Annotated in this window: 23 protein-coding genes and 1 other annotated feature; all 23 genes read left to right on the top strand. The window is 37.3% G+C overall.

Translation table 11 applies throughout. The features are described from left to right. The first annotated feature begins 15 nt into the window (after positions 1-15). The 23 genes from AC5WOC_RS07130 to AC5WOC_RS07020 all read left to right on the top strand — a co-directional run bounded on the left by AC5WOC_RS07130 (position 16) and on the right by AC5WOC_RS07020 (position 26,113). Positions 16-1,155 carry an ABC transporter permease gene (locus tag AC5WOC_RS07130; protein ID WP_496054703.1) on the top strand — a complete coding sequence of 380 codons (1,140 nt, stop codon included), beginning with the start codon at positions 16-18 and terminating at the stop codon, positions 1,153-1,155. Positions 1,156-1,247: 92 nt separating this feature from the next. Further along, positions 1,248-1,595: a hypothetical protein gene (locus AC5WOC_RS07125; protein WP_496054702.1), complete on the top strand. Its 348-nt coding sequence runs from the start codon at positions 1,248-1,250 to the stop codon at positions 1,593-1,595. A 94-nt stretch (positions 1,596-1,689) separates the two neighbouring features. Further along, entirely contained in the window at positions 1,690-1,878 is a 189-nt protein-coding gene (locus AC5WOC_RS07120) for an alpha/beta-type small acid-soluble spore protein (RefSeq protein WP_496054701.1), read from the top strand. A 113-nt stretch (positions 1,879-1,991) separates the two neighbouring features. Next, positions 1,992-2,261, top strand: a complete 270-nt coding sequence (locus tag AC5WOC_RS07115; RefSeq protein WP_496054700.1) for a YabP/YqfC family sporulation protein — start codon at positions 1,992-1,994, stop codon at positions 2,259-2,261. Between the two features lie 13 nt (positions 2,262-2,274). Continuing rightward, positions 2,275-3,462 (top strand): sporulation protein YqfD, encoded by a 1,188-nt coding sequence (yqfD, locus tag AC5WOC_RS07110; RefSeq protein WP_496054699.1) that lies wholly within the window; start codon positions 2,275-2,277, stop codon positions 3,460-3,462. 5 nt (positions 3,463-3,467) lie between these two features. Next, positions 3,468-4,442, top strand: a complete 975-nt coding sequence (locus AC5WOC_RS07105; RefSeq protein ID WP_496054698.1) for a PhoH family protein — start codon at positions 3,468-3,470, stop codon at positions 4,440-4,442. 2 nt (positions 4,443-4,444) lie between these two features. Then, the gene (locus AC5WOC_RS07100) at positions 4,445-6,553 is read left to right on the top strand and encodes an HD family phosphohydrolase (protein ID WP_496054697.1); all 2,109 of its coding nucleotides are present in this window, start codon (positions 4,445-4,447) and stop codon (positions 6,551-6,553) included. Further along, positions 6,554-7,021, top strand: a complete 468-nt coding sequence (gene ybeY, locus AC5WOC_RS07095) for an rRNA maturation RNase YbeY (protein WP_496054696.1) — start codon at positions 6,554-6,556, stop codon at positions 7,019-7,021. Between the two features lie 12 nt (positions 7,022-7,033). Further along, a complete protein-coding gene (locus tag AC5WOC_RS07090; RefSeq protein WP_496054695.1) occupies positions 7,034-7,720 on the top strand; it encodes a diacylglycerol kinase in 687 nt (228 codons plus the stop codon). 92 nt (positions 7,721-7,812) lie between these two features. Beyond that, positions 7,813-8,715 (top strand): GTPase Era, encoded by a 903-nt coding sequence (gene era / locus AC5WOC_RS07085; RefSeq protein ID WP_496054694.1) that lies wholly within the window; start codon positions 7,813-7,815, stop codon positions 8,713-8,715. A 95-nt stretch (positions 8,716-8,810) separates the two neighbouring features. Further along, a complete protein-coding gene (locus AC5WOC_RS07080) occupies positions 8,811-8,954 on the top strand; it encodes a YqzL family protein (RefSeq protein ID WP_496054693.1) in 144 nt (47 codons plus the stop codon). An 11-nt stretch (positions 8,955-8,965) separates the two neighbouring features. Next, positions 8,966-9,724 (top strand): DNA repair protein RecO, encoded by a 759-nt coding sequence (recO, locus tag AC5WOC_RS07075; protein WP_496054692.1) that lies wholly within the window; start codon positions 8,966-8,968, stop codon positions 9,722-9,724. Between the two features lie 100 nt (positions 9,725-9,824). Further along, positions 9,825-10,760, top strand: a complete 936-nt coding sequence (locus tag AC5WOC_RS07070) for a hypothetical protein (protein WP_496054691.1) — start codon at positions 9,825-9,827, stop codon at positions 10,758-10,760. A 417-nt stretch (positions 10,761-11,177) separates the two neighbouring features. Continuing rightward, a complete protein-coding gene (locus tag AC5WOC_RS07065; protein ID WP_496054690.1) occupies positions 11,178-12,173 on the top strand; it encodes a beta/gamma crystallin family protein in 996 nt (331 codons plus the stop codon). 931 nt (positions 12,174-13,104) lie between these two features. Next, positions 13,105-13,282: a binding site (T-box leader), on the top strand. Between the two features lie 61 nt (positions 13,283-13,343). Continuing rightward, positions 13,344-14,234 carry a glycine--tRNA ligase subunit alpha gene (glyQ, locus tag AC5WOC_RS07060; protein WP_496054689.1) on the top strand — a complete coding sequence of 297 codons (891 nt, stop codon included), beginning with the start codon at positions 13,344-13,346 and terminating at the stop codon, positions 14,232-14,234. Further along, positions 14,224-16,299 carry a glycine--tRNA ligase subunit beta gene (glyS, locus tag AC5WOC_RS07055; protein WP_496054688.1) on the top strand — a complete coding sequence of 692 codons (2,076 nt, stop codon included), beginning with the start codon at positions 14,224-14,226 and terminating at the stop codon, positions 16,297-16,299. The genes glyQ and glyS overlap by 11 nt, the downstream gene beginning before the upstream one ends. Positions 16,300-16,584: 285 nt before the next feature. Continuing rightward, positions 16,585-17,244 (top strand): transcriptional regulator CcpN, encoded by a 660-nt coding sequence (gene ccpN, locus AC5WOC_RS07050; protein WP_496054687.1) that lies wholly within the window; start codon positions 16,585-16,587, stop codon positions 17,242-17,244. A gap of 11 nt (positions 17,245-17,255) precedes the next feature. Beyond that, the gene (locus AC5WOC_RS07045; RefSeq protein WP_496054686.1) at positions 17,256-18,071 is read left to right on the top strand and encodes a pyruvate, water dikinase regulatory protein; all 816 of its coding nucleotides are present in this window, start codon (positions 17,256-17,258) and stop codon (positions 18,069-18,071) included. Positions 18,072-18,073: 2 nt separating this feature from the next. Continuing rightward, positions 18,074-20,725, top strand: a complete 2,652-nt coding sequence (gene ppdK, locus AC5WOC_RS07040; protein ID WP_496054685.1) for a pyruvate, phosphate dikinase — start codon at positions 18,074-18,076, stop codon at positions 20,723-20,725. Between the two features lie 395 nt (positions 20,726-21,120). Continuing rightward, entirely contained in the window at positions 21,121-22,932 is a 1,812-nt protein-coding gene (gene dnaG / locus AC5WOC_RS07035) for a DNA primase (protein ID WP_496054684.1), read from the top strand. A 26-nt stretch (positions 22,933-22,958) separates the two neighbouring features. After that, positions 22,959-24,062, top strand: coding sequence for an RNA polymerase sigma factor RpoD (gene rpoD, locus AC5WOC_RS07030; RefSeq protein WP_496054683.1), 1,104 nt, complete (start codon positions 22,959-22,961; stop codon positions 24,060-24,062). 221 nt (positions 24,063-24,283) lie between these two features. Beyond that, positions 24,284-25,426: an acyl-CoA dehydrogenase family protein gene (locus AC5WOC_RS07025; RefSeq protein ID WP_496054682.1), complete on the top strand. Its 1,143-nt coding sequence runs from the start codon at positions 24,284-24,286 to the stop codon at positions 25,424-25,426. A 102-nt stretch (positions 25,427-25,528) separates the two neighbouring features. Then, a complete protein-coding gene (locus AC5WOC_RS07020; protein ID WP_496054681.1) occupies positions 25,529-26,113 on the top strand; it encodes a GNAT family N-acetyltransferase in 585 nt (194 codons plus the stop codon). Positions 26,114-26,181 lie beyond the last annotated feature (68 nt).

The following is a 26,181-nucleotide window of genomic DNA, read 5'->3' as shown; positions in this document are numbered from 1 at the left end:
GGAGGAAAAATGAAAATGTCAGTAATACTAAAAAAAGAATTAAAAATATTTTTCAAACGAAAAGCTAATTTCTTTTGGTTACTTGCCATGCCAATTGCGTTTATTGTGATCATGAATTTTATGTTTTCATCTGCTGACTCTAGTGTCAATGTACATCTCATCGATAAAGATCAATCAAAATTTTCTCAGTTGTTCATTCAGCAGCTGGATAAGGTTGATGCTATTGCTGTACAAAAAGAATCTGCATCCCAATTTGATAATCAGATAAATATGCTGAAAAAAGGCAGTATTTCTTCTGTAATTGTAATTCCAAACGGATTTGAGAAAAATTTTGCAAAAGGCACATCACAAATCCAGCTTTATCGGGATGGAAATACAAACCAAGCAGCCTCTGCTGTAGATGCAGTTCTTCGAAATTTAAGTGATCAATACCGTGAGCAGAATATCAAAACACAAATGTTAAACAGAGGTGTTTCCGCGAAAGATGTACAATTAGCAATGAAAAATCCGATTCAAATTACAACCATTAATGAGACATCAAGCAAGATCAATGGAATAACTCAAGTAGTTCCAGGCTATATGATCATGTTTTCTTTTTTCATCATTATGACAATGGTAACACGTTTCACTACAGAGCGTGATTCTGGGATGGTATCTCGTTTGCAAAGTACTTCCATACATTCTTGGCAGTATTTAATTGGTATGTGGTTGCCAAATGTACTGATGGTTATGCTGCAGTGTTTACTCCTTTTATTATTTGGTCACTTTGTTTATGGATTAGCGTTTGGAAACTTTTTATTGATATTGTTCATCGTAATTTCTTTGAGTATTTGTGGTGCAGGGATTGGGATTGCTGTGTCTATGCTCATTGAATCAGATCAAGCATCCAAAGGAATAACGCAATTTTTTACATTAGGTGGTTCCATGTTGGGCGGTTTATGGTTCCCATTTGATATGTTACCTTCTTATGTTCAAGTGATTGGTAAAATCACTCCACAATATTGGGCACAGCATGGTTTACAAGAAGTGATGACACATGGAGCTGGTTTCACGGAAATATGGCCTACCTTTGCTGTCTTACTTGCAATCGGTTTTTGTGGATTACTTATAGCAAAATGGAGTTACCCCTCATTCTTGAGAAGAGCCGTGAATTAAAAAGAATAAATTGAGGATGAAGACTTGCCATTTGGCGAGTTTTCTTTATAGAATGAATTGAATTAAAGTGATAATAAAATGGAGGTATTACGTTGAAACGTTTTTTATCGATTTTTGTTGCTACTATGGTACTGGCATTAGGGTTCGTAACTTCACATGCAGATGTGAGCTATGCAAAAATACGCTCTCACTCCAGTTATCATTCTGGAAGTTCCCATTCAAGCTATTACTCTCCTTCGTATAAATCTCATTCCTATTCCTCCTATTCTTACTCCAAACCAAAAAAGAAAGGATTTTTTGGTAAAATCGGTTCATTTTTTGGTTCTATTATTAAAGGTGTTTTTATTGGAGGAATCATTCTCGTAATCCTATTCATCATTATTGTTATTGTCGGTTTCGTATTGCTGCGAAAATTTCTTCGTCATCGCAGACGGCATTAATTTAAACGGCCAATTTTTCCATCATTGGAAAGATGTAAGCAAAGTAAAGCACATGTCTCCTTCACATACTAAAGAAAAGAAGGAGGTGGGTTTCATGGCAAGAAGTTCAAATAAATTATTGGTTCCTGGTGCTGGAGCTGTGCTCAATCAGTTTAAAGAAGAGATCGCAAGTGAATTTGGTGTAACGCTAGGTAAAAATACAACTTCTCGTGCTAACGGTTCAGTTGGCGGAGAAATAACAAAACGTCTTGTAGCTCAAGCACAACAACAGCAAACCAAATAAATGGACAGTAACGAGCGGCTCTAATGGAGGAGTCGCTTTTTTTGTTTTATGATTTTCTTCTAATTCGTTTTTGCATTGCATAGCATTAACAAGGAGATGGAGGGAGGAAAACAATGAAACGATTTTCACAACTTGCCTCGAATTGGTTTGATTTTCCTGCGGAAGTAATCGGTTCTCTCCCTCGCATAGAATGGATCGGACAGCATTTACAAATAGAAAATTTTCAAGGTGTGCAACAGTTTAATCCGGATCTGCTCACATTGCAAACAGCTACAGGCTTTCTAACTGTTGAAGGGAATTCCCTTGTAATGGAAGCGATCTATCCCGATCGAATATTGCTAAAAGGAAAGATCACTGCCATACATATGAAAAACAAGGATTAAGGGGAGAAATCATATGCGAGGTGGAACCGTAACCATAGAGTGCAAAGGCGATCATATTGCCTCTTTACTAAATGAAATCGTACAAGCTAGTATTGTTTTGCATAATGTTAAATGGGTAAATCAAGAAAAAGTACAGATTATTGTATTGTTATCGGATATGATGAAAACTTGGCAATTGATGAAACGTCATCATGTGAAAGGGAGAATTATCAAGAGAAGTGGTCCTTTTTTTTGGTTGAAAAAAATAAAAAAACGCAAATTTTTTGTAGCAGGTTTTGCAATTTTTCTTTTTCTTTTATTTTTCTTTTCTTCGTTTATATGGCAAGTAGATGTGGAAGGAAACGAACAGATTCCTGATAAGCATATTTTATCTATTTTGCAGAAGGAAGGAATTTACCCTGGGCAGTTAAAAGTGAGTCTGCCAAATACAGATTTTTTACAGCGTAAATTGTTGAAACGAATCCCTAATGCCTCTTGGATTGGTGTGCGTTTAGAAGGGACGAGGGTTATCGTAACAGTTGCCGAGAAAAAACGAGTTGATTCGATAGGAGAAAAAAAGTTAGCAAGAAAGCCAGTCCATTTAATCTCCAAGAAAAACGCTTTCATTATGGATTTACGCGTTTTTCATGGAAATCCTGTAGTGAAAGTACATGATGCCGTGAAAAAAGGTCAACTGCTTGTATCAGGTGTTTATGGTGATCCCTCTGCATCCAGCAACGGCCCTGTCGTCGGAGCACAAGGGATCGTACTTGGGGAAGTATGGTATGAGTCGGAAGTGATTGTCCCTTTGTCATACACACAAAATGAATATACTGGCGAAAAAACTCGATATAGTTGGCCTTTTATTGGTTCCATTGTTTTGACTAACCCTTTTCAAAAACCAAAACCATATACCCGTTACGAATTGATGCGGAGAGTGTCGGCTTTAAATATTGGCAGATACCAGTTTCCAATTGGATTAGTTCGCGATGATTATTGGGCAGTGAAACAGCAATCGTATTCCCGTAGTGAAATGGATGCAATCACAGTAGGTAAAAAAAGGGCGAGATTGGAAATGATGAATACCATAGGGGACGATGGCAGAATTTTAGCGGAAAAAGTTTTGCACCAAAGGGTAGACAATGGTAAAGTTTATTTGAAGATACATTTTGATGTAGTGGAAAATATTGCTCAAGAAAAGCCTATTCTACAAGGGGATTGAAACATTTGCAAAGCAATAATAAACGGGTTCATATTGATTTTCAAACTTCAGATGAAGCAATAAAATTATTCGGTCCGCATGATGCTTTTTTAAAAGTAATCGAGGCGGATACAGATGTGAAAATAGTGTCTAGAGGCGGGGAAATCTCGATTTCTGGACCAGCTGATCAAGTAGATCGTACACAGGAACTATTTCGTGTATTACTCACCTTGATTCGTCAAGGTTTGGAGTTGAACGAAAGAGATGTTGTCTATGCGAAACGCTTATCGGAAGCAGATAAAGCAGATGAATTATTGGAATTGTATCAGGAAGAAGTAGGTATCACCCAAAAAGGTCAAAAAGTTCGTGTGAAAACATTAGGTCAGCGTCATTATGTGACAGCAATTCAAAAGAAAGATATCGTATTTGGAATTGGACCAGCAGGTACAGGGAAAACTTTTTTAGCAGTCGTTTTAGCTGTTATGGCATTAAAAACAAATCGAGTAAAACGAATCGTTTTGACTAGACCTGCAGTAGAGGCAGGGGAAAACTTAGGCTTTTTGCCCGGCGATTTGCAAGAAAAAGTTGATCCTTACTTACGGCCATTGTATGATAGCTTGTACTTTATGTTAGGTATGGAACAAGTTACAAAGATGATGGAACGAGGATTAATAGAAGTCGCTCCTCTAGCATATATGCGGGGTCGTACCTTGGAAGATGCGTTTGTAATTTTGGATGAAGCACAAAATACGACACCAGAGCAAATGAAAATGTTTTTAACTCGACTTGGATTTGGATCGAAAATGGTAATCACCGGTGATGTTACTCAGGTGGATCTACCAAGGGGAAAAAATTCAGGTTTACGAGTGGCAGAACGAATTTTAGGAAATATCACAGATATTCGTTTTGTTTATCTAAAACAAGCTGATGTCGTTCGCCATACACTCGTGCAGCAAATTATTGAAGCTTATGCGGAGGAAGACGAACAAGGAGCCAGCTAGAAATGGGAAAAAGTCAACTAGATTCCTTTCTAAAATTACAATGGAAAACGAGTTTTTCCATTCAAATGCTTATTTACGCGATCTTTGGGATCGCGTTCTATTTGTTATTATTACCACATGCTCTCCCGCAATTTGTAGATATCGAAGTTGGGAAAGCGAGTAAAGAAACGATCATTTCACCAATTACCAAGATAGATGAAACTGCTACAAAATTGGCCAAGGATAGAGCGGCTGGCTCAGTTGAACCACAGTTTACAAAAAACGAAGAACTGACCAATAACCAAATTGAAAAAATTGATTTGGTATTTGCCGATGCTCGAAGAATCCTTGCTGATAAGACATTGACAGAACCGGAGAAAATAAAAAGCTTAAAAGATGCCATTACGAAAGATTTGCCAGAAGAATTTTATTACAAATTAGTGCGCACACCTGTAGCTGAAATAACCGATTTGCGATTGACAACGAGGGATATTGTATCGGATTTGTTGCAGGAGGGGATAAAATCACAAGAATTAACGAGTAAAAAAGATGGTGTAGACCGGCTGCTTGTTACTTCTTCTCTATCAAGCAATTCGCGTTATTTAGCAAGGGAGTTAACAAGGTATTTTCTCATTGCAAATGAATTATATGATCCGAAAAAAACGGAGTCATTAAAGGAAGCGGCTCGAGATTCCGTTGAGTCCATACCTATTAAAGAGGGTCAAGTACTTGTCACTTATGGAGAAGAAGTAACACCTGATCAATATCGTAAATTAAAAGAGATTGGGATCATTCAAGAACAAACGAATCTCATTCCTTATCTCGGTTTACTCTTATTGGTGGTACTTATTTTAGGCATTTTTCGTTTCTATGTGCAGCGCTTTCATTCTTTTGTACACGCAGATAACAGCCAACTGTTGCTTTTGATTTCTGTGATATTACTAACATTGATTGGCATGAAGATTGTTACCTTGGGACAAAATCTAGAATGGAGTACGGTTGGTTTTATTGCTCCAGTCTCATTGGGAACGATGTTAATAACACTATTGTTAAATTCCAAATTATCCATATCAGCTAGTTTTCTTTTTACTATTGCTTCAAGTATGTTTTTTAAAGGAGACAGCCAATTTTTATTTGATTTTCGATTTGGACTTGTTGCAATGATTGCTGGGGTAGTGAGCACATTTGCATTGGATGGTGTGAAAAGAAGAAGCGCAGTATTAAAAGCTGGTATTTTGACTTCTCTTGTAAGTACGGTGGCAATTCTTGCATTATTTACATTAACTCCTGCGGAAAGAGATATTGCACAGTTACTCCAGTCATTACTTTTTGGTTTCATCAGTGGTATATTTTCAGCAGTATTGACCATTGGATTCTTACCATATTTTGAAACTCTGTTTGGCATTTTATCACCATTACGTTTATTGGAACTCAGTAATCCAAATCATCCTCTGTTAAAAGATTTGCTTTACAAAGCTCCAGGTACGTATCATCATTCGATTATTGTAGGAAATCTAGCTGAAGCAGCTGCTGAATCCATCGGGGCTGATGGATTCCTAGCACGGGTTGGTGCTTATTATCATGATGTTGGGAAGCTGAAGCGCCCTCAATTTTTTATTGAAAACCAAATTCATCGAGACAATCCACATGATAAAATATCACCAAATTTAAGTAAAACGATTATTTTATCTCATCCTCGCGATGGAGTGGAGATGTTGAAAGCTTATCGTATACCCAAGGCAATCCAAGACATTGCGGCGCAACATCATGGTACAACCCTTTTGAAATTCTTTTACTATCGTGCATTAGAACAAAGCAATGGCACACAAGTGATCGAAGAAGATTATCGATACCCTGGACCAAAAGCGCAATTCAAGGAAGCAGCTATCGTTGGAATTGCTGATTGTGTCGAAGCGGCAGTCCGTTCCATCGCCAAGCCAACACCAGCTCGGATCGAAAATATGATTGGGAAGATCATACGTGATCGATTAGAAGATGGACAGTTTCATGAATGCGATCTTACGTTTAAAGAGTGCAATCTAATTGCAAAAGCAATGGCAGCAACTCTCCAAGGGATCTTCCATTCGAGAATCGAATATCCAGAAGATATACAATTAAAAGGGGCAAAATAAATGGTAGAACTTGAGTTAGAAGTTGATATTCCATTAACAGAAGAAGAACGCGCGACGATAGATCGATTGCCAATGGTACTTGAAAAAGTAGCAGAACTTGAAGATTTACCAGATGTTTCTGTTTCTTTGACTTTAGTAGATAATCAAAGAATACAGGAGATCAATAAAGAGCATCGACAAAAAGATGAAGTGACAGATGTTTTGTCTTTTCCTCTTTTTGAAAATCGTGCGGAGTGGGTGCAGGAAGATTGGGAAGAATCGATTCAGTTAGGAGATATTATACTTGCTGTTCCACGTGCGATCGAACAAGCGATGGAATATAAACATTCGTTATCGCGGGAAATTAGTTTTCTAGTGGTTCATGGTTTTCTGCATCTACTCGGTTATGATCATGAGACAGTGGAACAAGAAAAAGAAATGTTTGCTCTTCAAGAAAATGTATTATCTCACCTTGGAATTACGAGATAAGGAGGAATGACTATGTGGGTGACCAAAGTGCTTAAAAGCTTTCGTTACGCCATAGAAGGCTTGAAGTATGCGGTCATCACCCAACGCAACATGCGCATCCATTTCATTACTGCGTTGGTTGTTTTGTTATTGAGTTTATGTCTGCCTTTATCCAAAGTAGAAATACTGTTATTGTTTGTATCGATTACATTGGTTTTATTTGCAGAACTTATTAATACTTCTATTGAAGCAGTTGTAGACATGGTGACAAAAGAGTTTCATCCACTGGCAAAGATCGCAAAAGATGTGGCTGCTGGAGCTGTTTTACTGACAGCAGGGCTCGCTTTTTTAGTAGGGACGAGTGTTTTCTTTCCGTATTTGCGGTTTATTCATTCAAGTATAGCAATGCATTCTCTTTACCCACCAACCATCGGTCTTACTGCCATCGTTTTATTTACTTTCTTTGCTACTTTATTGCTAAAAGCATGGATAACAAGATATTGGAAAGAATGGGAACCAAGCCTGATTATGGCTTTAACGTTTTGTGTTGCTACACTGCTCATATTAGTAATTTGGCAATTACCGATTAGTATATTGGTTTTGTTTTTAACTTTTATTGCGATTCAGTCGAGAATGAAAGAAAATACAAATTATCGATCGCTAAGTATGGGGGCATTTTTAGGGATTGTAATTGCTGTTCTTGGATTACAGCTGCTGTAGGAGCTTCTTATCACTCTGTATGAAGATGCAGTGATTACCATTTAATAAGGGGACAAAAAGCCCCTTCTTTGTTTTCCTGAAGGAGGATTTACATGTCGAATAAATTTCGTTCGGGTTTTGTCGCGCTTATTGGTCGCCCGAACGTTGGAAAATCAACACTAATGAATGAAGCAATAGGTCAAAAAATAGCTATTATGTCGGACAAACCACAAACGACAAGAAATCAAATTCGTGGTATTTATACGGATGAATTAGGACAGGTTATTTTTTTGGATACACCAGGTATTCATAAACCAAAATCAAAACTTGGAGAATATCTAGTAAAAACAGCGCAAAATGCATTTTCGGAAGTGGATTTAATTTTGTTTTTAGTAGATGCAGAAGAAGGATTAGGCGCTGGTGATAAATTTATTATTGAACGACTAAAGGGTGTCTCTACACCAGTATTTTTAGTTGTGAATAAAATAGATCTGGTTCATCCAGACGAATTATTACCTTTTATTGATAAATATAGAAGTCTGCACGATTTTGCAGAAATTGTTCCGATCTCGGCTTTACAAGGCAATAACACAGGCAGACTTTTGGAACTTATCATGGAAAAATTACCAGAAGGCCCAATGTATTATCCAGAAGATCAAGTTACTGACCATCCAGAAAAATTTATCATGGGTGAGATTATTCGGGAGAAAGTATTAGAATTAACACATGAAGAAATTCCGCATTCGGTTGCAGTAGTAGTGGAAGAAACGAAACTGCGTGAAAATCAAGAAACATTGTATATGAGAGCAGCAATTGTAGCAGAAAGAAAGTCACAAAAAGGGATATTAATTGGAAAACAAGGTGCAATGTTAAAAAAAGTCGGCAAACTCGCCCGCGAAGAAATGGAACGTTTATTTGGATATCGCATATTTTTGGATTTATGGGTAAAAGTGCGCAAAGATTGGCGCAATGAATACCAATATCTGAGGGAATATGGATATCGTGATGAGGAGTAAAAAATAACCAAAAACTTACATTAGCTTCTTCTCATAGAAATGCTGCTCCTCGGTCATCCTAACTTTGATACCCTCTTTAGAAAGGAAGAGACTCGTTGCGAAATTTTTCATGGAGCTGTTTTCAGGTGACGGGTAGCATTGATGCCTATCTTTTATATAAAGATATGGAAACACTGATGGGACAAAAGGAAGATGATGAAACATCAGATGATCCGGAGCAAAAGGAAGAGGTTAAGTAGAAAGGACAGCAATGATCATACGATTGCAAGGAATTGTGCTGCGCAATAAATCTTACGGGGAAAGTGACCAATTGCTTTTCCTCTTTTCTCGTGAACGTGGCAAAGTAAGTATGATAGTTAGGGGTTCGAAAAAACCTAGAAGTAGATTTGGTGCTGTTACCGAACCTTTTACACTTGCTGACTTTGTTTGTTATCAGCATAGTCCATCAAGTATGCCTTCCCTTTCTCAGGCTGATATTGTATACAATCATCAAGAGATTCGTTCGGATTTATTGTCAACAGCATATGGTGCTTACTGGTTAGAATTGGTTGATCGAGTAATTGTGGAAAAAGAACCTGCGGTTACCTTATATCAACAACTGGGTGTATTGTTAGGTCAATTAAATGATGGAAAAGATCCTGAAATTTTGACTCGATTGTTAGAACTGGCTGTTTTAACAGAAGCAGGTTATAAACCAATCTTTTCTAAATGCGCGAAATGCGGTAATGAATGGAAAACGGGAGATATAGCAGCCTTCTCGCTCAGACAAGGCGGCATTGTCTGTGCAAAATGTATGACACCAAGGGATATAAGTATCACCCCTGCAACAGCTCATTATTTACGCATACTAAATGATATAACTGCTGATCAACTTGGGAATGTAAAAATCAAACAGGAAACCAAACGTGATATGGAGACAATATTACAATATTATCTCGATGCTCAATTGGATTTAAAATTGAAATCGCGAGCAATTTTACACTCTTTACGAACAACATGGAGCAACTAAAGTTTGCTCCTTTTTGTATGCAATCGGAAAGTTGTTCCATTTACGTAAGTATGATTTTTCATGTAGAATGGGTCATCATGATCATTATAGGAGATATCAGATGAAAAAAATTACCATTCTACTATTCTCAGTTTTAATGATTGTCATATTAGCAATGGGTTGTAGTCAATCGCAATCAAAACAAACCAATTCGAACAAATCGAATAGTCAATCAAATACATCAAAGTTTATATTACAAAAAGCTGTGGATAATTGGAAAAATAATCAAGAACATCAATCAATTACTTGGTCAATTATACAAAATCATAGTTACCCGCTAAAAAGCTGCAGCTATCAAGTGATTAAAACGATGGAAGGAACAGAAGAACACTATGGGAAAGATCAAATTCATGCAGCTTCTTCTAGTAAGAGCGGTTCAGCAATCAATAAACAGCCAACTGCTTCTGAACCAGAAGACTCAGCGGATCAATGGCAGGTCAATGAAATGCTAAGTTATCACAAATATATCACCCCTAGTTATGATAATGGCAATAACAACAAATGGCTGTTATCCAAAAATGAACATACAGATTTAATACTTCCTAATTTAGACAAAGAGTATTTAGATGCGATTATAAACACTAAATCAACGAATAATATTACTTTTACGCAAACAGGCGATACTTATAAAATTATAGCTAAGCCTGAATTTTACGCGGCTCTTCCTCAATTTTTTGCGAATAAACAAAAACAAAACATGCTATTCCCTTATTATCCAAAAGCATTGAGGCAGACAATCGCAGATGGGAAAGCGACAATGATGGATTTTAACAGGCAAAAAGTTACGATCAAAAATGCAGATACATCCATCATTGTGGATAAGAAAACGTTGAATTTTAAAGAAGTCGTCTTGCACTATCAACTAGAGCTTACACTGTCTGGTAGTACACCAGCGAAAATAGACTACGTGCAAACGATGAAGCGGACTGGCAATTTCCAAAAACCGTTCAAAATTCCAGCAGAGGCACTAGCAGCGAAAGATAATGATAATAATTAATGGGGAAAGATAGCAGAGATACATTTACTGATTTCCGATGATCAAGCTGTAATGGATTTTTGATGTACGCTTGATGAGTACTTTGTAAATGTTTGGTAAACGATGCAAAAATAAGACAAAATAACATTTAGAGATTCAAGATATTTCCTTGAGTCTCTTTAAGATTCGCCCGGCCTTATTCTATAGCGTGGACGAAGGTAGCAGTAGTCGTCAGCTTAAGGTAACAACTCTATTTGCTTTCGACAGAGGAATGACAAGAAAAATATGGAAGCGGAAGTTTTATCAATGTTATACTCTCATTCAAATAACAAATGGGATATTTGCACAGTAATGAGACTTAATTTTCTTAATTTATTGTCTACATAAATGGGAATATATAGTACTATAGTAATAGTATGTGCATGAAGGAGGGAAGCTATGGAGAAAAAGAAGAATTCGATGAATAAATCACCAAATGATAAATTAGTCAAATGGTTGAAGTTAACCACACTTAGTCTCATCTGTACAATAGGTGGCATTATTATTTACCAATATGCTGAGACTTATGCCCAATCTTCTACAGTTAAGCCGCAATTACAAACGACCTTAGTAGAAAGTTCTGTTATTTCTCGAGAAGTAAAAAAGAAGATGATGGATACTCTTCCATCGCAAAGTATGGAGAAGGAATTGGACGCAGGTCCTATATCTTACAAAGATACAGAGCAACCATCAACCAATAGTAATCACACTTCGACACCAGACCCAAATAATCAAAACTCAGCAAAAGCAGAATCAACATCAGATTCTTCTCAAGCAATTTCTTCTAAACAAGCATCAACACCAGCAGTAAAACCAATAAGTTTTGGAGGACATGCAACTAGTATTGTACCAAAAACAAAACCAAAGCACCCAACCTCTAAACCAAAATCAAAGCCAACATCAAAACCAATACCAATACCAAAACCAAAGCCAAAGCCAAAGCCAAAGCCAATACAAAAACCGAAACCGAAACCAAAACCGAAACCGAAACCAAAACCAGAACCAGAACCAAAGCCAATACAAAAACCAAAACCGAAACCGAAACCGAAACCAAAACCAAAACCAAAACCAAAACCAAAACCACCAGAAAAATCTTGCGTTACACTATATGAAGACATTCATTTTCAAGGCGCATCTATAACATTTTGTTCAAATGATAGAACTCTTGTAAATAATAAAAGTAAACATTTAAAATATGGTAAAAAGAATTGGAATGATGTGACCTCTTCTATCAAGGTTTCTGGTGATGGCAATGGAATCATTTTTTATCAAGATATCAAATTCGGTGGACGCAGCTGGAAGTTAAAACCCGGGGAAAAATTGTCTAATCTTACTAAGTACAAGCTTGGTAAGGGCACTTGGAATGATGTTATCTCGTCCATTAAGATATTATAAGATTCGCAAAAATATCCGATCCCTTTTTTAGATGATCGGATATTTTTGTTATATTCTGCGTGTATTTTTTATTCTTCGATAATGACAAACAGTTTGTCCATTTTTAACCTTGATCGTCATTTAATTGTTTTTCATTTGAATATCAAGATTCTCCACAGGCAATTTCCAAAAACCGTTCAAAGTTCCAGCAGAGGCATTAGCAGCGAAAAATAATGACAACAATTAATGGTGGAAGCTGGTAATGTACTTTTTCAGCCTTCTTTCCTTGGTAATGATTAAGCTATAAAGCATTTTGGATGTTTACTTGTTAAATTAATGTTAGGTGAGACAGTGGACAGAATAAACAAACTATCAGTAAAATAACCATTCATTAGAATTTTGGAGATGATTATAGTCTTGCGAGTGTGAAAACCCACGGTTTGAATCATGGGATGTTAGCAGCATCACTACAACGGGAACACAAGTTTCGCCAATCCACTAAAGTGGCAAGTCTCACTTTGTAGACGAGGGAGGTTTCTACCTCTCGCGAATTTGACAAATTTTTCAAAAAACACTTTACAAACATACATTCTGTTGTTAAACTATCGCCAGTTGCTCTTTGAAAAGTGGATAGTATATAGGGTTATGCAAACCAATCGTTTTGCACGTAAAATGCTATGCGTACCGAAAAATGGCTAGACTGAAATGCGAAAACCAAGCAGTAAGTCTTTGCTATGACGTAGCAACAAAAACTCTGTTCAACCGTGGGGCTCGCGGAGTTAGCTTGGTAATGAAGTAGTCAGAAGGCTACCGTCCCAAGAATCCCATGGCTTCAGCCATGTGGAGTGTCAAAAAACAATTTCCCGATATGTCTTAATTAGGTTAATTGTTTTTTGGCGGTAAAAATCGCAAGTTGACATGAATGATTCAATTTGGTAATCTGAAAAAAATTTGAGATGCGATGACAGAAAAAAGTAACTAATATTTACCTTTTAGCGAGTCAGGGGGAGTGTGAGCCTGATAGGACAAGGTTAGTGAAATGGGCAATCTGGAGCATGATGATGAATAAAGTGGATCAGGCTGCCTGATCAAGTAGGGTGGAACCGCGGGAAAAGCTTCTCGTCCCTATGTGATTTGTTTTTTTATCACATGGGATGGAGAAGCTTTTGTTATTTTATGGAGGTGAAATCGTTGAATTTTCAACAAATGATTCGTCAATTACAACAATTTTGGAGTGAAAAAGGATGTATCTTGGTTCAGTCTTATGATGTGGAGACAGGAGCTGGTACCTTAAATCCAATGACCTTTTTACGTGCATTAGGTCCTGAACCGTGGAATGTAGCTTATGTGGAGCCTTCACGGCGTCCTGCGGATGGAAGATATGGGGAAAATCCCAATCGATTATATCAACACCATCAGTTTCAAGTTATTATGAAACCTGCACCGGAAAATATTCAAGAAATTTATTTAGATAGTTTACGTGTCTTGGGGCTAAATCCGTTGAAACATGATATTCGCTTTGTAGAAGATAATTGGGAAAATCCTACTTTCGGAGCTGCTGGTCTTGGTTGGGAAGTTTGGTTAGATGGAATGGAAATAACGCAGTTTACTTATTTTCAACAAGTTGGAAGCATTGAAACGGAACTTGTATCCGCTGAGATTACATACGGATTAGAAAGACTGGCATCCTATATACAAAATAAAGAAAATGTTTTTGATTTGGAATGGGTAGCAGGGGTAGCATATGGGGATGTTTTTTATCAAGCAGAGTATGAGCATTCCAAATATACATTTGAAATTTCAGATGAAGATTTTTTATTTGCACAATTTGATGCTTTTGAAAAAGAAGCGGCTAGAACGCTGGATGAGTCGCTTGTCTTTCCTGCCTATGACTATATCTTGAAATGTTCACATACATTCAATCTGCTAGATGCTCGAGGTTCTATTTCGGTAACCGAACGTACAGGTTACATAAAAAGAGTTCGAAATTTAGCGAGAAGATGTGCGAAGGCTTTTATTCAAGAACGAGAAAAACTAGGTTATCCCTTGTTAAAGCAAGGAGGAGAGTCATATGATGCATAATTTTTTATTCGAAATTGGTTGTGAGGAGATCCCAGCAAGGTTTGTACGAGAAACAGCTAAACAGTTTGCTGAGAAGGTGTCCGCTTGGTTTCATGAAAATCGGATAAATATCGGTTCGATTCAAACCTATGCTACTCCTCGACGAATTGCAGTGAGTGTTTTGGAAGTAGCGGATAAACAAAGTGATAAGACGGAATCCGTTCGTGGTCCAGCAGCAAAAATCGCAAAATTAGACGATGAAACATGGAGCAAAGCTGCTGTTGGATTTGCTCGTAAAAATGGAGTAGAAATAAGTAGTTTGCGATTACAAGAAGTAAAAGGAACAGAGTACGTATTTGCTCATAAACAAGAAATAGGTTTGCCAACAGCACAAGTTATCGAGCAATCATTTGTTCATGTATTAGAAAATATCACATTCCCCAAAACAATGAGATGGGAGCATACAAGAACAAAGTTTATCCGTCCTGTTCGTTGGTTGGTAAGTCTTTTAGATGAACATGTTATTCCAATTACTTTTGCAGGGGTAACTGCTGATCGAGTAACAAGAGGGCATCGCTTTTTAGGATCCGAGATTTCAATTTCCCATGCGAAAGATTATTCTCTTGCTCTTAGGGATCAGTATGTGATTGTGGATATGGATGAAAGACAAAGTATTATCGAGCAGCAGTTACAAGAATTACAAAAAGAAAATGGCTGGTTTATTCCTGTAGACTTGGAGCTGCTCGAAGAAGTTACCCAGTTAGTTGAGTATCCAACAGTTGTAAGTGGTCAGTTTGCAGATGAATATTTACAACTGCCAAAAGAAGTACTGATTACAACAATGAGAGAGCACCAACGATATTTTCCCGTACAAAATCCGCATAATGAACTTCTGCCATTTTTCGTAACGATACGAAATGGTGATAAAAACGGATTGCAGTATGTGAGTCAAGGTAACGAGAAAGTTTTACGAGCAAGATTATCGGATGCACAATTCTTCTTTGAAGAAGATAAAAAACAATCGATCAAGGCAGCACAGGAAAAATTGAAGCACATTGTATATCAGGAAGAATTAGGATCGATGGCAGCAAGAGTAGATAGAGGAAAGAAAATAGCACTAGCCATTGCTGAGTCAGTCGATCTTACAAAGTTAGAAAAAGAAAATCTCCTTCGTGCAGCTTCAATAGCAAAATTTGATCAAGCGACGCAGTTGGTGAGTGAATTTCCAGAGTTAGAGGGTTATATGGCAAGGGAATATGCAAATTTTCATGGTGAATCAAGTGATATAGCTACTGCTCTTTTTGAACAGGTCTTACCACGCCATGGCAAAGATGATCTTCCTGAGAGTAAAATTGGTACTATCCTTGCATTGGCTGATCGCTTTGATTCATTAGCTTCGGGATTTGGAGTTGGACTTTCTGTCAGCGGATCACAAGACCCATATGGTTTTCGTAAGAAAGCTTCCGCTATTATTCATATTTTGCTTCACCATGCAAAACTGTCTCTTTCTTTAACAGATTTAATTACACAAGCAAGCAATGTGATGTATGAAGCAGGGGTTTCCGACAATAGAGAACAATTAATAAGTGAATTAACTGATTTCTTCCGTGTCCGCTTAAAATCATATTTGTTAGAACAACAAGTTCGTTATGATGTGATTGATGCAGTTCTGCTGGGGAAAATTGGAGAGTTGTCTTCATTGATGCAAAAAACCAGCATCTTAGCAACATTATTAGAAGAAGAAACATTCAAAGGTCAAGTAGAGGCATTCACAAGAGTTTCCAACTTAGCACAAAAGGCGGATGATCGCCTAGTAAATGAAAATTTATTTGATACAGAGCATGAATATTCTTTGTATAATGCTTTTAAACAAGCAGAGCAGAGTTTCCAAGAAACTGATCAAACAGAAGCGGAAAAATATGATTCACTTGCAGCAATGGTCAGCAACATTCATCATTTCTTTGATCATGTGATGGTAATGGTCGACGAAGAAAAGATTCGAGGAAACCGCCTCGCGTTATTGCGGGAAATTGATAACCTTACCAGTTCATTTGCAGCTTTCGATCAAATCGTTTTTAACGGATAAATTACAATGAGAATCTGTTATACAGCTTGCCGCCTATTCTATGGTCGGCAGGTTTTTTTTACTGATTTGGAACATCCCGATCAGAATATTATCTCAAAAAGCCTGCTGCAATATAAATTCACTTCTCCGAAATTTTGTTGTTGCAGATCAATTATCTCATAAGTTAGAATTTTCATGACATAAAAACTCAATTTGACATAGGCTAGCAAAAACTTCTGTTATACGAATAGCGAAATATAGTATATACTATATGGAGTAATTATAATAAAAGTATAACACAATAGAATGACTAGGAGGTGTAAAGCCATCGAGCTGACCAAGCGCCAAGAAACTATTATTTCCATTGTGAAAAAAGAAGGTCCCATAACTGGAGAACAAATCGCAGAAAAACTGAATTTAACAAGAGCCACTTTGCGTCCTGATCTGGCGATTCTCACAATGTCTGGTTTCCTAGATGCAAGACCGAGAGTTGGATATTTTTATACTGGTAAGACTGCGAATCAATTATTGGGAGAACACATAAAAAGTATTTCCGTAGGAGATTACAAATCGGTGCCGATTGTGATTCAAGAAAATACATCTGTTTACGATGCCATTTGCACCATGTTTCTTGAAGACATTGGAAGCATTTTTGTTGTGAAAAAAGAAGGTTTCTTAGCAGGTGTGGTTTCTCGAAAAGATTTGTTAAAGGCCGCTATGGGGCAATCGGAGTTAAATACTGTTCCAGTAAGTATAATTATGTCTCGCATGCCAAATCTCATACTCTGTAAGAATGAAGATTCACTCTTTGAAGCGGCTTTGCAGATGGTTACACATCAAATAGACTCCCTTCCAGTTGTACGTCCACATCAAAATTTTGAGCGGGAATGGGAAGTGGTTGGACGTATTACGAAGACAACAATTGCAAAGGCATTCGTAGAACTAGGACAAGCAATGAATATATAGGAGGGACCCAGTTGTTAAACCATTCGGTTATTTATCTACTCTCTGATTCTATTGGGGAGACGGCAGAAGCAGTTGTTCGAGCAGCTGCCAGTCAATTTGGATCAAAAGCAGTGGAAATAAGACGTGTTCCTTATGTTGGAGATAAAAAAACAATCAAAGAAACAATGGAAATTGCTAAGGAAGAAAAAGCGCTTGTAGTATTCACTTTAGTTGTACCGGAGATGCAGCATTATTTGATCAGTGAAGCAGTTCGCAATCAAGTACCGTATGTCGATTTGATAGGACCAGTAATGAATGGCATCAGCCGGTTGTTGGAAAAAGAACCAAAAGGTGAACCAGGGATAATTCATAAATTGGATAAAGAGTATTTTCGAAAAGTAGAGGCAATTGAATTTGCTGTGAAATATGATGATGGAAAAGATCCACGCGGAGTATTGCGTGCGGATGTTGTCTTAATCGGAGTTTCAAGAACATCGAAAACACCATTATCCATGTACTTAGCTCATCGTGGATTAAAAGTGGCAAACATACCGCTTGTTCCTGAAGTCGAGCCGCCTGATGAATTACATCTTATCCCTCGAAAAAGATGTATTGGTTTGATCATTGATCCAGAGCACCTGAATAGCATTCGACGTGAACGATTGAAGGCACTGGGGCTGACATCTGAAGCAAGCTATGCAAATATGGGAAGAATTATCGAGGAATTAGAGTATGCAGAAAAAGTTATTCGTAAAATTGGATGTCCTCAAATTAATGTGACCAATAAAGCAGTGGAAGAAACGGCTAATATCATCTTAGATATGATTAACAAACAGGGGTGGGAATGATCATGACAAAAAAGGTATACTTGTTCCCTGAAGGCACAAAAGAGATGAAACATCTATTAGGAGGAAAAGGGGCAAACCTTGCAGAGATGACAAAAGTAGGTTTACCTGTTCCTCCTGGATTTACAATTACGACAACTGCATGTTTGGATTACTATCAAGGCAATGAACAGTTATCAGAAGAATTGATGGAGCAAGTTTATCTGGCATTGGAAGATTTAGAAAAGCAGACTGGGAAACAATTTGGAAATGTAATAAATCCCCTCTTAGTTTCTGTGCGCTCTGGATCTGTTTTTTCCATGCCTGGCATGATGGATACCATTTTAAATCTAGGTTTAAATAATGAAACCGTTCAAGGATTAGCACAATTATCTAATAATCCTCGATTTGCATATGACTCCTATCGCCGTTTCATCCAAATGTTTTCCAACGTTGTACTTGGCTTAGATCATTATTTATTTGAAGATATTATTGAAGAACAAAAACAGAAGAAACATGTTTCTGAAGATACTGCTCTTTTAGCAGAAGACTGGAAATATGTGATTGATCAATACTTATTGCTAGTACAAAAGAAAACCGGAAATCCATTCCCCCAAGATCCAAAAGTTCAGCTCTCTCAATCCATTGAAGCCGTTTTCCGCTCATGGAACAATGCAAGAGCGAAAATTTATCGGAAAATCAATAAAATACCTGATGATTTGGGAACAGCAGTAAATATTCAAATGATGGTTTTTGGAAATTTAGGTGAAGACTCCGGTACTGGTGTTGCTTTTACGCGTAATCCTTCTACAGGAGATCGGGAACTGTATGGAGAGTTTTTAATCAATGCACAAGGGGAAGATGTGGTTGCAGGAGTTCGTACTCCAAAACCAATTGCTGACTTGCAAACTCAAATGCCTCTTATATATCATCAATTTGTGAATTTATCTAATCTATTAGAAGAACATTATCATGATATGCAAGACATTGAATTCACAGTAGAACGCGGAAATCTTTATATTTTGCAGACCAGATCAGGAAAACGAACAGCTCAAGCGGCTGTAAAGATAGCTGTTGAAATGGTCAAAGAAGGAAAATTGAACAAAAAGGAAGCATTGTTAAGGATTGATCCAGATCAAATGGATCAAATGCTTCATCCACGAATCGACACTGCGGTAGAATTACAAGTAATAGCCAAAGGACTTCCAGCATCGCCAGGAGCTGCATCTGGTCAAATTGTTTTTGATGCAGATGAAGCGGAAAAGTTAGCGGAAAAAGGACATAAAGTAATTTTGGTTCGTCCAGAAACAACTCCGGAAGACATTCATGGAATTTTAGCATCTCAAGGAATTTTAACAAGCAGGGGCGGTATGACAAGCCACGCTGCTGTAGTTGCCAGAGGTATGGGGAAAGCATGTATTTGTGGTTGCGAACAATTAAAAATAGATTTACGTTCATCTAGTGTTCAAGTGGGTTCTATTTCTTTAAAACGAGGAGATCGTATAACGATTGATGGCAGTTCCGGGAAGGTCATATTAGGGGAGGTACCTTTAATAGACCCAAATCTTTCCGATGAGTTTGAACAAATGTTAACATGGGCAGATGAAGTACGACAGTTAAAAATAAGAGCAAATGCAGACAATCCTACAGATGCACAAAAAGCAAGACTCTTTGGTGCAGAAGGAATAGGCTTATGTAGAACTGAGCATATGTTTATTGAACCAGATAGAGTTCCTATCGTACAAAAAATGATACTTGCCGACAATGAAGAAGAACAAAAAATTGCTCTGGATCAGTTATTGCCAATGCAAAAGGAAGATTTTAAGGGAATATTTGCTTCAATGAATGGATTACCAGTAAATATACGCTTATTAGATCCACCATTACATGAATTTTTACCGAATATAGAGGAATTAGTAGTTGACCTGACTAAAATGCAGGAAAGAAAAGAAAATTCGACAGACATGATTGCTAAAGAAGCATTATTGAAAAAAGTTCGTTCGCTTCATGAGTTTAATCCAATGTTAGGTCATCGAGGTTGTCGCTTAGGAATTACGAATCCAGAGATATATGAAATGCAAGTGGAAGCGCTTTTCCAAGCAGTAGTTGAATCAATTCAATCTGGAGTAGAAGTATATCCAGAAGTTATGATACCACTGGTAGGTCATGTGCAAGAATTAAAGGCACTGCGTAGGATGGTAATCGGAATTGCAGATCGAATACAACAAGACTCTGGGATATCATTTGAATACACAGTAGGTACAATGATTGAAGTACCTCGTGCTGCTCTCACTGCTCAAGCTATAGCAGAACAAGCTGATTTCTTTTCGTTTGGTACAAATGACTTAACCCAAACTACATTTGGCTATAGTCGAGATGATGCAGAAGGAAAATTTTTGCATACGTATGTTGAGCAAAAAGTGCTGCCAGAAAATCCATTTATTGTACTCGATCAAGACGGTGTAGGATCCCTAGTGGATATTGCAGTAAAAGCTGGTAGACAAACAAAACCTGCGCTAAAAACAGGTGTGTGCGGAGAGCATGGAGGAGAGAAAAGTTCTATTGCATTTTTTCATCAAGTAGGGCTTGATTATGTCAGTTGTTCACCATTTCGTGTACCAATTGCCCGTTTGTCAGCCGCTCATGCAGTTTTAAATGATCCTGTCAAAAAAAATTAAATAATTGGACCCGGTTCGTCCGGGTTTTTTTTGTGTTTTTTAGATTCTAGTTAAATATTTCTATCTAGTATTTATTAGAAAATCTATTTTTTTGTTTCTGTTTTTAATGTATATTAATGATTGTATGCCCTAAAAACGGAAAATTATTCAATTAGAAGGACTCCATATATTTTTGTAGAATAGAGCATATGAGATTTGTTATTTACTAAACTTCGAATTAATCATTTTTCATTGGAATGGATTTATTTCGCCTATAAATACTAAGGGTTTTCTAGCCTTATTCGCTATGAATATTTTACCAAATAAAATTCTAGTAAATTTGCAGGAGAATCTTTTTTTACGGCGAACTATTCCAAGTGCTAATCATCTCTGACAGGCTAGGGGCAGTGGTGTTCATGGGAAAAATATCTTCAGAGATTTTACAGCGAATCCGTAAGGAAGTAGACATCTTGGATGTTGTAGGACAGTATGTGAATTTAAAAAGAAGCGGACGTAATTACTTTGGGATCTGTCCATTTCACTCTGAACGAACTCCTTCCTTCTCTGTGGCTGCTCACAAACAAATCTTTCATTGTTTTGGGTGTGGTGCTGGGGGAGATGTTATCCAATTTTTAATGGATGTAGAACAATTTACATTTCAAGAAGCAGTGGTATATCTAGCAAAAGAAAAAGGTATTACCATCCCAGAAGAAGTACACACTGTTTCGAGTGAAGATCAAACTTTGAACCAGTTGAGAGATGTTCTGTCTACTGCCGCAAAGTTGTACCATCACTTCTTATTGCATACACCTTATGGTCGTGAAGCAAGAGCTTATTTGGAAAAAAGAAAAATCAATATGGAAACCATTAAAACATTTGAAATTGGATATGCACCATCCAATGAATGTTTGATACCTTTTTTTCAAAAAAGAGGTGTATCCATTGACTTGCTTAGTGAAGCTGGTTTAGTAGTAGTTCCTGAAGATAAAAACAAAACTCCATATGATCGCTTCCGAAATCGCATTCTTTTTCCAATTGCTGATTCCCAAAGTAGGGTAATTGGCTTTGGTGGAAGGGCACTTGCGGATAATGGACCTAAATACTTGAATTCTCCGGAGACGCGGCTTTTTCAAAAACGGAATCATTTGTTTAATCTTTCTCGTGCCCGGAAACATATTCGCAAGGATGGACAAGCTATTCTAATGGAGGGATTTATGGATGTTATTTCATTGTGGCAAGCAGGAATATATCATGGGCTAGCTCCTCTAGGGACTTCTTTAACGGATACACAATCTCGTTTAATTGGTCGAAACTCAGATCGAGTCATTCTTTGTTTTGATTCTGATGAGGCTGGACAATCAGCGACCGAACGTACATTAGAAATATTGAAAGATCAGAAGTTAACAGTGAAAGTAGCACAGATGCCAGTTGGTACCGATCCTGATGAATTTATTCGGAATAGAGGTGCATCAACATTTCGAGAAGAAGTATTAGGAGCAGCCAAACCGATTGCTCAATTTAAATTAAATCGGTTAAAAAGAGGGTATAGACTGACAGATGATGATGACCGTTTGAGTTACATTAGTGCTGCTATCCGTTTTATTTCTTCTTTGCCAACTGCAACAGAACAAGACTTATATGCTCGTCAATTGACAGAAGAATTTCATTTATCGTTGGAAGCTGTAAAAGAAGAACTAAACAAGCAAAAATTTCCCAAAAAGAAGATCATACAGAGGGATAAAGAAAAAGTCAAGTGGAATAATGGTAATCAAAAGGTTAGCAAACATACGCTTGGAAATTCACCGATAGAAGTGGCAGAAAAATATTTAGTAGCACATATGATACAAAATAAAAAGGTAGCAGATTGGGTGAAAGAAGAGCTACAAGATTATCATTTTAAAGGGGAATTTGGATCTTTTATTCCTTATTTATGTGCTTACTACTCAGATGGTAATCCAGAAGGTTTTGTACCTGTCATCCAATCTCTTGAAATGCCGGATTTGATTAAAAAGATTACGGCACTCGGTATGTTAGAGTTACCGATAGAAGTAAGTAAAGAGATGATCTTGAGTTTAATAGATAGAATACGAAAATCTGATTTGGTTGAAGCGATAAGGCAACAAGGCAAACAGGTGAAGAGAGTAGAGAATGCAGGAGAGCCGTTAAAAGCAGCAAAGTTGGGATTAGAAGTGATTGAACAGCTCAGAAAAAAGCAAAATTTGGTATAAAGCAGTAAAAGGAAGGAGGAATTACTTTGGCAAACGAATCACATGTCGATGAATTAACATTAGATCAAGCCAAGGAACAATTAATTGAATCGGGAAAGAAACAGGGTGTTTTAACATATAAATCTATTATGGAGAAACTGTCACCCTTTGAACAAGATCCTCAACAAATTGATGATTTTTTTGAGGTGTTAACAGAACAAGGAATCGAAGTTATGAATGATGAAGAAGATTTCAACCATAATGATGATAGTGAGAATGATGATAATTTCTTACAAAATGATCTGAGTGTACCTCCTGGTGTGAAAATTAATGATCCAGTTCGTATGTATTTAAAAGAAATTGGGCGGGTACCGCTTCTGTCAGCCGAAGAGGAAGTTGATCTTGCTACTCGAATCGAAGAAGGAGATGAAGAGGCAAAGAGAAGACTTGCTGAAGCTAATTTACGTCTGGTTGTTAGTATTGCTAAACGCTATGTAGGTCGAGGTATGTTATTTTTAGATCTCATTCAAGAAGGTAATATGGGTCTAATCAAAGCTGTGGAAAAGTTTGATTATCGAAAAGGGTTTAAATTTAGTACGTATGCTACATGGTGGATACGCCAAGCAATCACTAGAGCAATTGCGGACCAAGCACGTACCATTCGTATACCTGTGCACATGGTAGAGACTATTAATAAACTGATCCGTGTATCTAGACAGTTACTTCAAGAATTAGGCAGAGAACCAATGCCTGAAGAAATAGCCAAAGAAATGGGACTTACACCTGAAAAAGTAAGAGAGATCATGAAAATTGCCCAAGAACCTGTTTCTTTGGAAACTCCAATTGGTGAAGAAGATGATTCTCATCTGGGTGATTTTATTCCTGATGATGATGCCACTGCTCCTGCCGAAGCTGCTGCATATGAATTATTAAAAGAACAATTAAAAGACGTATTGGATACATTATCTGAACGAGAAGAAAATGTGTTGCGTTTGCGTTTTGGATTAGACGATGGACGTACACGCACCCTTGAAGAAGTTGGAAAGGTCTTTGGGGTAACTCGTGAACGTATTCGACAAATTGAAGCCAAAGCTTTGCGTAAATTACGTCATCCAAGCCGCAGTAAACGTTTAAAAGACTTTTTAGAATAAAAGTTGTTCATACAGCTCATTGTATTTTGTTTCAATTTAACAAAATATGGTGAGCTGTTTTTGTGTCCTCATTCTAACCCTATTTGCATAGTAATGCAAATCAGTGAAGTGGAGAAATAAGCCTTTATCATCTGAATTAACAAAATAATTGAAGAAAACAAACCTCCTCGCCTATAATAAGGCTGAAAGCGCTGTCAATAAGGGTTGTAGGGGGACAAAGAATGAACTTTGAACTTACGAAAGAGCAATCCATGATTCGAAATTTGATGCGTGAGTTTTCTGAGGCTGAGGTAAAGCCTGGTGCTGATTTGAGGGATAAAACTGGCAACTTCCCTCAAGAGATCATAAACAAAATGGCAGACTTATCTTTATTAGGATTAAATATACCTGAAAAATACGGTGGAGCAGGAGCAGATACCATTTCTTTTGCTATCGCAGTAGAAGAACTTAGTCGTGTTTGTGCATCAACAGGGATTACATATTCGGCACATATTTCACTTGGGTGTGCACCTATTAATTTATTTGGCACGGAAGAGCAAAAAATCAAATATTTGCTGCCGCTTTGCACAGGAGAATCTTTAGGCTCATTTGGACTGACAGAGCCAAATGCTGGTTCTGATGCAGCCGGTACAAAGACAGTAGGTAAAAAAGAAGAAGATACATGGGTGATTCAAGGATCGAAATGCTTTATTACTAATGCTAGTTATGCAAAATTCCTAAGTTTAACTGCGCGAACGGATACGAAAAAAAATGTACGCAATGAAATAACGGCTTTTATTGTACCTACAAATGAAAAAGGAGTTACAATCCAATCGAATTATAATAAATTAGGGTTAAAAAGTTCCAATACAACTGAAATCTATCTTGATCAGGTTCGCGTTCCTCTCGATAGTGTGTTGGGGGAAATCGGCAATGGTTTTCGTCAGTTTTTGATCACTTTAGATGGCGGTAGAATTGGTATAGGGGCTATGGCTGTAGGGATAGCACAAGGTGCATATGAATTGGCATTAAATTATGCAAAAGAACGAATACAATTTGGTAAATCGTTAACAAAATTACAAGCAATTCAACACAAATTAGCTGATATGGTAATGGAAATAGAATTAGCGAGAACATATGTATATAAAGCTGCTTGGTTGAAAGATCAAGGGAAAAAATTTACAAAGGAAGCATCCATCTGTAAATTGTACGCGTCAGAAGTAGCAATGCGAGTTTGTAATCAAGCCATTCAAATACATGGAGGATGGGGGTATATTCATGACTATAAGGTAGAACGATTTTTTCGGGATGCCAAGTTAACAGAAATAGGAGAGGGAACATCTGAAATTCAGCGTAATATTATTGCCCGGGAAATTGGATGTTAGGAAGCTGGAAAATAAGCGTCTAGGAAATATCTGTAGGCGCTTTTTTTAATGACAATTTCTCCTTGTCTAGGTAGAATATATGGAGGGAGGGAACTTGTCGAGATGTTACCTATATTGGAAAATTTTCCCCATTCTTTTGAGACGGAGCGCCTTTTTATACGTATGCCTCTTCCGGGTGATGGGGAAGTAGTGCACGAGGCAATGATGGAATCGATGGAGGAATTAAAAGTTTGGATGCCTTGGGCACAATCTTGTCCTTCAAAAGAAGAAACAGAAGCTAATGTGCGGAAGGCACATGCACAGTTTCTAGAGAGGACAGATTTGCGTTTTCATTTGTTTGAAAAAGATACCAAAACCTTTATTGGTAGTAGCGGACTTCATCGTATGGATTGGGCGGCTAGAAAATTTGAGATCGGATATTGGTGTAGAACTCCCTATACCGGTAAAGGCTATATCACTGAATCAGTAAGAGGAATCTCTGTGTTTGCTTTTCAAATTCTTCATGCAAATAGAATCGAAATAAATTGTGATGAACGAAATATACAGAGTAGAAAAATAGCAGAACGGTTAGGGTTTCAACTTGAAGGCATACTACGGAACTATCAGTTGGGGGTAGATGGCCAATTAGAAAATGTCTGTGTCTATGCACTAACAGATATTGATTTCAAAGCGCTACGAGAACAATAAAAAATTTTATACTTTATATTTTAAATAATTCGTAAATGGAAAGTGGTGATAAAACAGGATAAAAGTAT

Source organism: Shimazuella sp. NTD247 (assembly GCF_059510415.1).
Note: the sequence above shows the minus strand (reverse complement) of the source record. Positions and strands in the feature narration are given on the sequence as shown.